This is a genomic window from Cytophaga hutchinsonii ATCC 33406, assembly GCF_000014145.1.
GTDB classification, from domain to species: Bacteria; Bacteroidota; Bacteroidia; order Cytophagales; family Cytophagaceae; genus Cytophaga; species Cytophaga hutchinsonii.
Genome location: NC_008255.1, coordinates 3,643,554 through 3,659,002, shown reverse-complemented (window position 1 = coordinate 3,659,002; position 15,449 = coordinate 3,643,554). Strand labels below are relative to the sequence as shown.

The window sequence follows — 15,449 nt, the reverse complement described above, 5'->3', positions numbered from 1 at the left end:
AGAAAAAAAATACGCATTAATAAATATATTTTATGAAAGTACTGAGAAATAGTTTTGTAGTGAGAGTTTTAGCATTGTTTATGCTGATAAACATCATTTCTCAAGTTTGTTTTCCAACGCTGTCTATGGCTTTAACAAGCGGACCCTCACAACCTGAAGTGCAATCGTTTCAACCTGCCAGCACAACAGACATGGTAAACATGTTTACAGGTGATTTTACTTATAATATTCCATTGTTTGAGTTACCTGGACCTGATGGGGGCTATCCATTTAACTTAGCATATAATTCGGGCATCAGCATGGATCAGGAAGCTTCATGGGTAGGCTTAGGCTGGAATTTGAATCCTGGTGCCTTAAATAGAGAAATGCGTGGGTTGCCGGATGATTTTAACGGAGATAAAATTACGCGGGAGATGTACATGCGACCTAATTGGACAATCGGAGTTGGAGGTAATTCTCACGCTGCAACAGGATTAGAAATATGGGGTTTTGACTTGAAAGTAGGTGTTGGGATGTCTGTTTTTTATAATAGCTATAATGGAATTGGTTATTCGCTTGACCCTACGTTTTCATTTGCTAAAACAAAAAATAACGAAAAAGAAACATCTTTAAATCTTGGTCTTACATTAAATAGTCAGGAAGGCGTGGGTTTTAATCCAAGCTTATCTATTTCAACAAAATCTGATCTGACAGATAGAAAGATGAGTATCGGTGTCGGATACAATTCAAACGCAGGTTTCTCTGCTTTAAATCTGCAGTATGAAGTTTCTAAAAGGCACAGAGAAAAAGGTGAATTAGATATATATGCTCAAGTTTTAAAAGATGCAAACGGACTTCCGGCGTACCTTGGAACACTTAGTTGGGACCAGGCTAGTAACTGGTCTGCAACTAAAACTAAACTGGGAGCTTCCTATGGGTTTGAATCTCCGTCCTATGTGCCGCGCATTAATATGCCTATGCAAACGCGCAATGTGAGCTTGAGTTTTTTATTTGGTCCGGATATCGTTGGCTTTGATGGATATTTTGGTGCAACAGGTTATTTCAGTACAGAATATGTTGCGGAAAGGTCTGTATCAAAAGCAGCTTTTGGTTATTTATATATGCAAAATGATCCGTACCAATCCTCTCTGGTTGATTTTAACCGTAGCCAGGATGGGCAAATTTTAAAAAACACACCTTATTTACCATCTCCATATTTAACACAGGATATATACTCAGCTAATGCGCAAGGAATATCAGCAATGTATCGTCCAAGCCGATCAGATCTGGGAGTTGTTTATGATGATGTAAATTTATCACAAAGCTTTGGCGGAAGTACTGGTGCAGAATTAGGTTTTGGAACTGCTGGGCTTGTTACTTCTGTTCATCTTGGATTTGATTTAAGTGTAAACTATTCGGGAACGGTAAGCGGTTTATGGAGAAATAACAATGATTGGAAATTAAAGACAGGATTTAGAGAAACAAATCCGTTTAATGTAAATGATAAGTTATATGAAACAGCTTATTTTAAAGTTTTTGGAGAACCTACATCCACCTCTATAAGTCAATTAGATGCTATTGGTGGATTTGAGCCATATAGAGTTTCGTTGGATGATCACGCAGCGTTGGCTGGGTTGGAAAATGACAAAGGAAATCAACTTGGAAATACTAATCTTGCTAATTATTTCTTGACTAATACTCAGCGTAAAATAAGACAGGCATCCATTGTTCCATTTAAAAATCAGGATATATCTTTAGTTCCAGGGGGATTAACTGAATTCACGATTGATTATTATACAAGCATTGCAGATGAATACTATAAATCAGCACCAACGTCATTTGCTTCTACAAGAAGTTCTTTAAATAAAGATCATATTGGAGGATTTGTTTCTACTAATCCAAATGGAATGAAATATGTATATGCTTTACCTGCATATAATTCCAAACAAGTTGAACATCAATTCAGCTTAGTAAAAACTGATTCAGAAGATAAGCCAGTCATAGCCATGAATAAAAATGGCGATGGTACAATAAATCATAAGGCAGACAGAACTAATTTTTATAAGAATAGAATTGTTACACCCCCTTATGCGCATAGCTATTTACTAACAGCAGTTTTAGGTGCTGATTATATAGATGCTGATGCCATTAAAGGGCCATCTGAAGGTGATTTGGGGTATTGGGTGAAATTCACTTATGTAAAGGCACACGCGCAATTTAAGTGGCGTACACCATTTTCAGGTGCTAATAATATGCCTAATTCAAATACAACAATCGTAGATGATATGGGCAGCTATGTATATGGAGAAAAAGAAATATGGCATTTAGCTAAAGCTGAAACAAAATCTCACGTAGCTGTTTTTAAAATTTTACCAAGAAATGATGCTAAGGGAGCAAACGATGAAGCCCAAAACCCTACAGACGCAACTATAGCAAGTGGTAATACAAGTTTTAAATTAGATAAAATTACACTGTATACACGCGATGAATACAACGTTGCTGGAAACACAGGAAAGCCTATTGTAAAAGTACGATTTGAATATAATTACGACTTATGCGGTTTTGTATCCAATAACCAGATTGGAAGTGATGTTAGTGGCCTGATACCGAATAGCAGTCTTGCTACAGTTAATAAAGGTAAGCTGACGCTAAAAAAAGTTTGGTTTGAATATGGAAATAATACCCGCGGAGCATTATCTCCCTATTTATTTGATTATCATGAACGCCTGATTACTCCTCCAAATAATATTAATCTGGATGAGAATCCCAATTATCTGGTTCAGGGAATGGATCGTTGGGGAACATATAAACCATATGATACAAATAATAAAACTGAAGCGATTAACTTTTTAAATAAACCCTATACAAAACAGTTTAATGAAAACGATCCAACGCGTAATGTAAATAATTTTAGAAGCGTTATGGATAAGCAGGCTGCTGTATGGTCTTTAAAATCAATCAAGCTGCCTTCTGGAGGAAAGATTGATGTTACGTATGAGGCTGATGATTACGGGTACGTACAGAATAAAGTTGCAACGCAGATGTTTACAATTGCGGGGACGAATTCTAAAGGAAATAATGGGTTTGATCATTCAAATTTAAAAGTGTTTTTCCCTCTGGAGAAAAGTATGCCGGCAGGTGCTACAACTGCACAGATTCAAGCAGAGATTAAAAAATACATTCCGGATAATAATCAGGTATATTTTAAAGTGTATTCAAATTTTGCTAAAACTGGTAATAGCAATGAAGATTTAGCGGATTACGTTTCAGGATACGCAGAAGTAGATTTAACGGATATTGGTATAAGTGATAATAATACAGGATACATCAAACTAAAAAAATCTTCTTTTGGAGGATCAAATCAATATCATCCGTTTGCATTGGCTGCATGGTTACATATAAGAACCAATGCACCGTATTTGCTTAATATTGCTGGTATGCGTGCAGATCCGGCTTCAGAAGTAGGTGATAAGCAACAAAAGCTTGCATCATTATTATCCAGTTTAACAAGCATCAAAAAAATATTCTCTGGTTTTTATGGCGTTTGTAACAGCAGAGGTTTAGGCATGAAAATAGATTTGAGCCGATCTATGATACGGTTAAATACACCGGATAAAATTAAAATTGGCGGCGGTCATAGAGTGAAGCAAATTGTATTAAGTGATAGCTGGTCTGAAATGACTACAAATGCTGAAAAAACTAACTATTACGGTCAGGTATATGATTATACGATGGAAGAAAATGGCCAGATAATCAGTAGCGGTGTAGCAAGTAATGAACCCCAGGTTGGAGGGGAAGAATCGGTTTTAAGAAGAACTGAATTGGTAAAACAAAAAGTTCCCGGTTTAACGCCAAATAGATTGCTGGTAGAATTTCCAATTAATGATGCATACTATCCAGGTGCGGCTGTTGGCTATCGTAAAGTAACTGTTAAAAGCATTGCATCAAATTATACAGGCCAGGAGGGCAACGTATATGAAATACCGGGAGGTATATTAAGATCAGGTGCTGTAAGTTATGACTTTTATACAGCAAAAGAATTTCCTGTTATAGAGAAGTATACCAATACAAAATCTCACGAATTTAATTTGCCATTACCAATACCTTTTATAGGAAGAACAGATATCAATAAACTAACAATATCACAAGGCTTTTATATTGAGTTAAATGATATGCATGGTAAAGTTAAAATGGTGTCAAATTATTCTATTGATAGAAAGGGTATAATAAATCCTATTCCTGAAAGTTATACGAAATATAATTATCAAGCTACGGCATACAACGGTAAGACTGGAGATCCTGTAACGCCTAAGTCCACCGATAATGAAAATACAAGTGTTGATTATTATAAGTTAGACAACAAAGTTAAAGTACTATTAAGCGATAATGGAGTTACTGAAACAGATGATCGCTATTTAGGACAAGATGTAGAATGTTTTTCAGATATGAGAGAATCTGAAACAACTGCTATGGATGCGGGATTCAATTTAAATCTGGAGTGGGTAATTGTACCCATTGCTGGTGTGGTGACTCCGACGTCAATGCCAAGAGCAAGTCTCTCTTATTCCAGATGCAGGACTACAGTTACCAATAAAATCGTAAATAAATTTGGAATAATAACTTCAATAGAAAATTACAACAACGGATCTAAAATGACAGTGTCGCACAAATGGTTTGATGCATATACCGGACAGCCATTATTAACAACAATCAACAATCATTTTGATGATCCTGTTTACAGTTATACATTACCTGCTCACTTAGTAAATGAATACAAACGCATTGGCGGTAAATACAATTCCCAACAGTTCGCTGCAAAAGTTTCCATTACAGGCAGCGGCACAAATTTGGATTATACACTTAATGCATTAACTTCATTACCAGCAGGGAGTAATGTGTTACAAAAAGGCGATAAAGTTTTCATAACCGAATATGATTCTGAAACAAATGATCCTTATTTTTCAAGACAACTTAGTAAAGTAGTTGCAGTCATTACTTCTACAACAACAAATCTGACAGGGAAATTAACAGCCCAATCAAACTTTAATGCTGTTGGTGGTCATGTATACCGTTTAGAAATGTACGACCCGGTATATGATAATAATTATGATCAAACTGTATTCTCAGTGTCCTCTCTACAGGATCCTACAATAAATAGAATAGATAAAAATTGTACAGTTAATTATATATATCCTTACAATGACCCAATTTGTGAGTATAAAAACATGCCCGAACAATGTTTTGTCAATGTGATGGAAAATATAAATAGTTATTTGCAAACCACGGCATATACAAACAGGTCTGCTTTTGCTATGAATGATCCTAATAAATTAATATGTAATAACACATATAGCGGAAGTACTGCAACAATGACGTATTTGCCTTCAGGAGGATTTAAAATACTTAACACCAGAACTCAAGTAGGAGAAGGTCAGTATCAAAATGTACCCATAGATGCATATTTTTATAATGCTAATGGCACTGCGGTCGATTTTGATCAAGTCGCTTCTATTACGGAATTTTTTATTGATTTAAATTTCAACGGTTTCCCCCCTACTTTTCCGCAACTGCCAGGAGTACCAATTAACGAAACACAAACAGGTTCTCAAGAACCATTAGCAGATTTAAATAAATTTTATTATTCAGCTTATAAAGCTAAAATTCTGCTGAAGAATGGGAGTACAATTTATGCTTATATACTTTTCCACAGGTTCGCAGTATATGTTAATGGCGTTAGGTCAAATGATGCTTATCTAAAAGTATATACCAAGACTGTTCCTGTATGTAGAGATTCTATTAAGCTAGCGACAGGTACACTAAACCTAAACTATAAAAGTTTAAATAAAGTATTAAATGTATCGGCAAGTACATTAACAGAATTTAAACCAATCGATAACAATTCTCTTGTCAATAAAAATCTTTCGTTAACAGCTATATCTTCGTTTGATTTATTGGTTGCTTATCTGAATGGTTCTGCCGGTACATTTCAGACAAAAGAATCGTGGGCTTATTTAGATGATCGCTCACAAACAACAACAGTAGCAACACGTACAGATGGGACATTTGATGATGTACCATTCTTTAAATTTAACAGCCCCTTATCAAAGGGTTGTCCTGCACGCTGGAAACGGGTAGTTACCTTCACAGATTACATCGCAACGGGTATGCCTGTTGAAGAAGAAGATGCATTGGCAAATAAATCTGCAGTATTGTTTGGGTACAGCAACTCGCTTGTAACTGCTATGGCATCCAATGCTTCTGTTTATGAAATTGGTTTTGAAAGCTTTGAAGATTATCCGGGTACAACAGCAATACTCATGGATAATTATATCGGGAAAAACAACCTGAATTTTTATACCGCTGTAACAAACAGAACTATGGACGCTTTTGCTAATTATACAGTTTTATCTGCAAATAAAAACATGTTGATTTTGAATAAACGGTATAATACAGATCTGGAAATTATCTCAGCTGATATTGACGGGCAGGAAATAACAACAGGTGCAACATTGTCGGGTAGGTATGCGGTGTCTGGTATTCAAGCATACCCGGGAGATGCTTCTAAAACTATTATTATATTAAATACTACGATATTGGACAATGTGGGTCCATGGATGGGAAATGGTAAATTTAAATTGAAACAATCTTCCAGAGGATTAAAAACGGCAGATATACTGTCAAATCTTCCACCTTATATTAATAGCACAGTTTCGCATACAGGAAAATCATCTCTAGCTGTCACTGTCGGTGCCGTTTTTGAACAGCGTAGACTCCTAGTTACGCCAGGTAAAAAAATGGTATTTGAAGCTTGGGTAAAAGCACTTAGTTTTCCACCAAATGCAGGCGTTCGTTTTTATGATAAAACGGGCACATTGGTTACAGCTAATAACATTAATTTTGGATTGTCAACGATTACAGTAGAAGGATGGACAAAAATTTACGGAGAGTTTGTAGTTCCTGTAGGTACAGAAAGTTTAGGAATCTATTTATTTGGCGGTGCCGGACAATCTGGTCCGGGTACTTCCTATTTTGATGATATCCGTATATATCCCGCAGAATCAAACATGGTTTCATATGTGTATGACCGTTCTAATTATAAATTACGTGCAACGTTGGATAACAATAATTTTGCCACCTTGTATTACTACGATCCTTCAGGCAATCTATATCTAACAAAAAAAGAAACGGAAAGAGGCATTGTAACGATGCAGGAATCACAAAGCCAGATTAAATCAAAATGAAAGTAATAACCTGCTGTATGTTGTATGTATTATCAACGTTTGTAGTTGTTTCACAGACGTTGAATAACATACAAATTAAAGATTCAATTACTGCTGCATACAGTAAGATGAATGAATTTCATCTTACTGTATATTCTAAAACAGATATGAAAGGTAAAGAACAATTTAATTTTACCTATCAGTTATATAAAAAGTATAATGAATTTTATGTTAAGTATACAAACATGGAAGTTATTTTTAATACGGATATGGTATTGATGGTTGTGCCTGACCAAAAAAACTTTGTAATAAGACCTGTCACAGAAAAGGAATCAAAAAAAATGCAGGAAATAGTTATCCCTAAACTAAGTGATAAATTAGATACTATCCGATATGATTTTTATGAAACAGCAAAACAGTATACAACATCCATTTTAAATCCTTCTAACGATATTGCTGAAATGAAATTTTATTATAATAAAACAACCTTTTTATTAGATAAAGTTGAATATGCCTACACAAATACCCAAGAACGGGAAAATCAGAAAACACTGATTACATACACATACGAAAAGCTTCCTGTTGGAATTAATTATTTCAATACAGATAAATACATTATTAAAACAGCAAAAGGGTATGTACCTGCTGCTGCTTATTCTTCTTATTCAATCAGCCTGAATGATCCTTATGAGAACTAATTTCTTTATTTCCTATCTATTCTTTTTTCTGCTAAGTATTTCATCAAATGCATTTGAAACGAAATATATGGTTGCTATGGATAAAGCGGCATTTGGAGCAGTGGATAATGCAATACCTAAATTAAAAATAACGGATCAATTTGCAGGCATCACACCTGTAACATATACATATAAAGTAAATCTTAAATATACGCGTTCACAATTAACAGATCGTATCAATGCTACGGCCTGGAATTATGGATTGACGATGGTTGTTAAAATTAAAGATGGATCAGGAAATGTGGTAGGTACTTCTTCTGCATTTACCCTGAATCTTAATTTTAAAGATGCCTCAGATGCAGCAGGAAGTATATACGAAGATGTTTTTTGGATAAGCAATGATTTTTCATATGTAAGTAATCCAACAGCTGAATTATATATCACCGCTTTCCCTTCAGGCAATACAGCAACGGTACCATCGGATATTGCTCTTGAACTGACACAAATTCAAACAGTGACAGATATTTTCAATCCGGCTGCAGTGGTTGCTTTTAATAAAACATCGGACAACAAAACTATTTATTGGGAGTACAGCACAGGTGCTCAGTTCTATGATCTGGAATGGGTATATATAGATGACTATGATGCTGTGACCACTTTTGCACAAGATGCAGATGCGTTTATAGCAAAAGAACCTGTACGGATTTCAACAGCATTGCAAACCTTTAATTTTCACAATACCTATTCTAAAGGAAAAATTTATTTTAGAGTAAGGGGTGTTAAAATTGATGCAGTCACCAATCTTGTAACTAATGGTGTCTGGAATTATAATGCTGCTACAAAAATCATAAATACAGATGATTTTGAAGGATATAAAAACTGGCAGGCAACAACAACATTTATTGAAAACGGAAGATACAAAAAAAGTATTGTGTATGCAGATGGTTCAACACGTACAAGACAATCCCAGACTTCTATGAATTCAGATAAAACGGTAGTTATATCTGAAACAAAGTATGATTTTGAAGGAAGGCCCGTTGTAAATATTATGCCATTTCCATATGCAGCGTCTACGTCAATGAACTACGTGGCTAATACCAATGTGTTTAATGTAGCGCTGCCAACGGATCATCAGAAAAAAGCTTACGACAATCCTAACAAATCGCTTGCACTTTCAACCGCAAGTGGTGCATCACAATATTATTCAGCATTGAATCCTTTTCCGGCAGGCGCAACAAGAACGTATACACCGGATGCGCAAGGATATCCGTATTCTCAAATAATATATACACCGGATAATACCGGCCGTGTTTCCAGACAAAACACAGTTGGTTCAGCATTTAAAATGGAACTGCAAGCAAATGCAAATATTAAAGACCAGCATTTTGTTCAGAATTACTATGGTACACCATCATCTACCGAATTGTACCGGATGTTTGGCAGTAATGTCGGGAATGCACATCATTACACTAAAAATTATACGATAGATGAAAATGGTGTTATCTCGATTCAATATCAAAATGGCGAAGGTAAAGTAATTGCAAGTGCGCTGAACGAAAAACCAACAACCAATTTATCACCTGTTTCAGATCAATACAACCAGACAGCCTTGTTTGATGGCGGAGTATCGATTCACAGGCTATCTGATCAGAATGATGTTAATACGCAGGGACGTTTTAGTATCAGTACAGACAAAATAATAAATCTTGTAAGCGGTCAGCAATATACTTTCAAATATGATTTAACGAGCGTATTGAATTCCCAGAACGGTGCCTGTTTAACATGCGGCTATACCGTTGAAATAAGTGTTATAGGGCCTGATGGCAGATCTATCCTTACAGATGACACCCCACAGCATGATACCATACCCTATTATTCTAAAGAGCTGTTACCCACAGCAACGGGATGTTCTGCAGTTACATATCCAACAGTTCAATTGGCATGTACATTTAATTTGCTGGGTGAATATATTGTGAGTAAAAAATTATATTATAATTCGGCAGCTGTACAGACATTGAATGCAATCAGTGCAGCTTCTATACCAGTTCAGATGGTATTAGATAACGTATTATATACAGATAAAAATGCATTTGTAAGTGCCTATACAGACAAAAAACTGATTGCTGCAAACTGCGGTTTTACCTGCAACGATAACTGCGAAAATTATAAAAAATCCTTTGCCGGTAAAATTAATCCGGCTACGGGGGCTATGTATACAGCAGCAGAATTGGCAACGATCAAAGCAAACTGTATGACAGATTGCGGAAATGAAGTTACAAATCTGCAAGGGTCTACAGCAGATATGCGCTGTAAATCATATAAGCAGCAAATGCTCGATCAGTTAAGTCCGGAAGGTTATTATTATACAAAACTCAATTGGATAAGTGGAATTTATGCTTCGGTAACATATACACCAGTAAACGGGGTTTCACCGTCACTTGCCGTTGTAACTAATCCGGATTCGTTTAACAATGTTTGGGCTTCAGATATGTTATCAAAACATCCCGAATATTGTGTATATAAAAACTTATGTGAAAATACAAATTCAACTTACACAACAGCTTTAAATAATAGAGACCAATATGATATTTATAAATTTGGCAGTTTTGATCCGGTTAATGGAGTAACCGGCTGGTCTGATGCAGCTGCAAAAGGATTTTTGAGGCCAATAAATATAAGCGCTCCAAGTTTTACCGTGCCAGGGCTTCCGGCATTCAATTTAGGAAGTATACCTACTGCTCAATTGGATCCTTTTTTCACAACAGGCATTTCAGTAACGAATCCACTATACAATCTGCGGGATACCTTATTATTATTTTTTAAGGAAGGTGGCATAATAGATTATAATGGAAATGGCAGTAAAGCAGATGTATTATCCGCATGGGAATTTGCATCCTTTTATTATCTGCAGGGTAATATAGATGGTATAACAGGCGCAATGAATTTGCCATTGCCTGCATTGCCTTCTGATTATGATGTTAATCGCTGGAATATTTTTAAAGGTATTTACCTGACTAAAAAAGATGCATTTATTAAAAAGACAATCCTGCAATCAGGGTGTAGCGCGCCAAATGGTTTTAAAGACCCAACGTTGGAGTCTACAGTTATACGTAGCCAGCCTGAAGTAATTAACCGGCAGAATTTAACTGATTGGGCAGCTTTACAGACCATAGGTACTAGGGGATGCAGTGAGGAAGTAAATCAAAAAAGAGCTTTAAACTATCTGAGTTTGTTAGAAACAACTTACCTCACGATCTACCCGACCATTAGCATGCCCGATATTAATTTGCTTTATTATCTGTTTTATAAATATTTGGGCAGAGGTTGTGCAACCGATAACCCATCTGGTTATATTCGTTGTGATCAGATTGCTACCGACTCATATTTAATCCGTGCACAGCAAATTCTTACCGGCTATGGTATGAGTCTTAATACAATCTGTACAAGCAATGCATACGTAACCTGTACATCCACAACTACAGGAGGAACAACACATTTTTACGGGCCGGATCCGTTATACGGAGCACTTGTGGATCTCATCAATGAATATATTCAAAGACACAGAAATGAAATTGAAATCGTAACAGGTGATCCGGATTGTGACGAACCTACCGCATCGGTATTTGATGACATAAATTCATATACCTCAGGTGTCTATAACAGCAGTATTTGGAATGTAAAACAATTCACTAAAATAGCAATCGTTCAGCATCCGGCAGGTTATCCGTATATAGGTAAAGTATTTGTGCTTTTAAAAGATGTAAATGGTGTAGAATATATCTCATTTGATAAAACGTTAACGCTTGTCCGGAATGCTGGTGTTGAACTTAATAATTTAAAAGCGTTGTCCAATCTCCAAACAATTCCTTTTACAATAGCGCCTTACAGTACCAGCCTTAGTATGGATGTTGTTAAAATGGACAATTCAAAAGTTAAAATTGAATTGGGCTATGGATATCCACAAACCGTTATAAGTTGTAATAATTATTATATATATAATAAATTTTTTATAGTAAATAAATCGACAAATGTATCATTAACTAATTATTATTCTGATTTAACATCTGTACCTACAACCACAACAGTTTGTCAGATTGATTATACCGTAACACCGGATCCGGACCCGTGTGATCCGTTGGCCACAAGCAAAGATCCGCTGTGGTTTCCATTTTGCATGCAAAAAGAAAAAGACAAATGTGAAACCGAGCAAAGAGCAATTGCCAGTATAGAAGCAAATGAATTATGGGAAGACCAGTTAAATACACAGCTTCAGGGTCTTTTGACTGTGCATTATAATAAATGTTTTTCTACGCCGTTTAAAGAAAATTTCTATTACGAAACCATTGAACTGAAACAGCTTTATTACACATTATATTATTATGACCAGGCAGGAAATCTTATACAGACAGTGCCGCCAGAAGGCGTACGCTTACTTAAGAAAGAAGCTTTTAATACAAAAGGAGAATATTTAGGTGTACTGCAGCCTACGCACGGGTTATTAACCAAATACAAATACAATAGCCAGAACCAGATTACCTATAAAATAACACCGGATGAAAGCGGAGCCAATCATGATATCCCGTCTTACACCTTTTATAACGATAAAGGCCAGCCGGTACTTTCACAGAACGCTAAACAAAAAGTTACCAATACGTTTTCGTGTGTAAGTTATGATAAGCTTGGCCGAGTAACCAAAGTAGGAGATATTGTTAATACTACCTTATTAGCGAATTTGCTGGACCGTACCAAATACGATCAGAATGTGATCAATTACTGGAATGCAGATTTATTTACAGCAGGTAATGCGCCGACCGATATTGTTGCTACTACCTACGATACGCCCGCAGGTTCTGATCCGGCTTACACCAACAGAGGGCGGGTTACGAAAATAAGCCGGGCACTGGATCTGGCCAAGCTGAACGCTTCCAATATGGATTCTTATATTACCTATCAATACGATGTACATGGTAATGTGAAAACATTGGTAAATGCTTTACCCATGTCAAGCACTGCACCAGGCGCGATACTTTCCTTTACGATGGATTATACGTATGATCTGTTAAGCGGAAGTGTGAAGCAGGTGATACTGGATAAAGGCTTGCCCTCACAGTTTATACACAAGTATACCTATGATGCAGACAACCGCTTAAAAACGGTTAAGACATCCCGTAACGGTCTTATATGGGAAGAAGACGCCCGCTACCAATATTATTTACATGGACCCATTGCCCGTACAGAATTGGGAGAAGACCGGGTACAGGGGATAGATTATTATTCAACCTTGCAAGGCTGGATCAAGGGTATAAACACCACTACTCAGCAGTCTACTTATTTTAATGGTGGAAATACCTATAATAATACCGGTGCAAGAGACGTAGGCGGCGATGGTGCCGAAGGTAAAAACAAATATGTGGCACAGGATGAATACATGATGAACCTGGGGTTTTATAAAGGGGATTATGTACCTGTATCAACAGTTCTGGCACAGCTGGGAAATGGTTCCGGAGTTCATGCAGACAATCTCTGGAAAATGTTCAATGCTTCTGCAACAAGTCTGCAGGGGCTTTACAATGGAAATATTGCTTTTTGGATCAATGACCGCTCAATGCCTAACTGGTCTCCACTAAGAGATAATGCCTATGTATTTAAATACGATCAGCTGAACAGGCTTACCAATGCCTATTATACCGAACAGTACGATTACAATTATACCACGAATGAGCTCGTATGGAAAAATCGTGAACTGACTAATAAGTATTATGATTTCAGGGCAAAATACGATCTGAACGGCAATATAAAATCCATGCTGCGTATGTCTTTTACCGTAATGGATACGCTTGCGTACAACTATTCATATGCGACTGTAGGAGGAACAAACATGCTGGAGGATAACAGGCTGCGGTATATTACGGACTTAGTTGCACCAGGTACTGAAACATATGATATAGATGATCAGACAGCAGGAAATTATACGTATGATAACATCGGAAACCTGATTGGGGATGTTTCTGAACAGATCGCTTCGATTACCTGGAACCGGGAAGGAAAAGTGACTGCACTTACCCGCAGCACCGGATCAACCAAGCCGGATTTTATTTTCAAATACGACGTAAACGGCAGAAGAATCTATAAAGAAGTTAAAGGTAAAACACCTGCCGGTGCATTAGATAATACCAAGATAACGCGTGTATATTATGCGTATGACGGTACAGGCAATATGCTTGCAACTTATGAAGGTATCACAACAACGTACCCGATCGAATTCAGGCAGGTGGATGTAAGTATTTATGGTAGTAAACGTTTAGGTGTCTATGCACACGCTACACCTGTAACGCGTACTGCGCTTGTAGGTGGTTTAATGAGGAATGCAAACTTCGATAAGTCAACCTCTCAGCGGAGACCTGCTTATACACAGTATCAGTTAGAAGATCATCTGGGCAATGTACGTACAGTTATTGCAGGCCTTAAGTTTGCCTTGGATCAGAATAACGATGGCACTCCGGATGTTTATAGTGCTTATGTATTGACGGAGAATGATTATTATCCGTTCGGCATGCAGATAGCCGGGGGGTACCGCAGATATTCAACGAATAACTATAAGTTTGGCTACAACGGCAAACCAATGGACAACGAATGGAACGGTGATGGTGCCATGTACGATTATGGTTTCCGTATCTACGATCCGCGCATCTGTAAGTTCTTAAGTGTGGATCCGTTGAGCCCGAGTTATCCGGAGTTGACGCCGTATCAGTTTGCGAGTAATACGCCTATAAATAGTATTGATTTGGATGGGTTAGAACGCCTATTGTCAATAATAGATGAAAAATCAGGTGTGACCTTAATTGCTAAAGTTGATATTAATAATCCAGATTATGTAAATGGATCAGGAGATCAATTTATTGGTTCAATGAAATTGGGTTATTCATATTCTCAAATAGTTAAAAATACATATGGGAGCAATATTAGCTTTTTAAATAAAAGTGAATTGTATATAAAAATAAAGGCAGATGGAAGTTATAAAGCATATGCTAATTATGAAAATTCAGCTGCAGAAAGAACTTTTGTTAGAGCCGAACAATTTTTTTACCACAATATGAAAGGTGCAGAAGTTGGGGGCATAGGTATTAGTGGGAAGGCATCGTGGCAAGTTAATAGTCTTGGAGTAAGAGGAGAATGGTATCAAAATAAATTAGGCGAACAAGGATTGAATTTTGAATTAGATTATTCAAGAGCGGGTACTATTAGTTATGGCGCTAAATTAGGTGATATTGCTAAACTTAGGTATAGTTGGACATCATATGTTCCTAGTTTAGAGGCAAATGCATATCTTTTTATTAAAAAAACACCATACACTGCAGGAAAATCAATAGCTAACTATTGGGAAGGAAGCGGTACTATTCCTATTGCTGGTGGAACTAATCTTAAATTTGAAGGTAATTCAACTGGAACATATAGATTTGGGTTGAATTGGAGTACTGGTGAACAGAGAGCAAATCTAAAAGCAGGTTATACCACAAAAACAACATATAGATGGACATGGTAATAACAAGAAACGGAAATAAAATTTAATAAA

At 36.6% G+C, this 15,449-nt stretch carries 3 protein-coding genes; all 3 read left to right on the top strand.

What is annotated here, in order from left to right; all coding sequences use genetic code 11:
- Positions 1-32 precede the first annotated feature (32 nt).
- Genes CHU_RS15635 through CHU_RS15625 form a run of 3 tightly spaced genes read left to right on the top strand, consistent with a single transcriptional unit; the run spans position 33 to position 15,419 of the window.
- Positions 33-7,220 (top strand): hypothetical protein, encoded by a 7,188-nt coding sequence (locus CHU_RS15635; protein ID WP_011586559.1) that lies wholly within the window; start codon positions 33-35, stop codon positions 7,218-7,220.
- Entirely contained in the window at positions 7,217-7,897 is a 681-nt protein-coding gene (locus tag CHU_RS15630) for a hypothetical protein (RefSeq protein WP_011586558.1), read from the top strand. The genes CHU_RS15635 and CHU_RS15630 overlap by 4 nt, the downstream gene beginning before the upstream one ends.
- Positions 7,887-15,419, top strand: coding sequence for an RHS repeat domain-containing protein (locus CHU_RS15625; protein ID WP_041932446.1), 7,533 nt, complete (start codon positions 7,887-7,889; stop codon positions 15,417-15,419). The genes CHU_RS15630 and CHU_RS15625 overlap by 11 nt, the downstream gene beginning before the upstream one ends.
- The last annotated feature ends 30 nt before the right edge of the window (positions 15,420-15,449 follow it).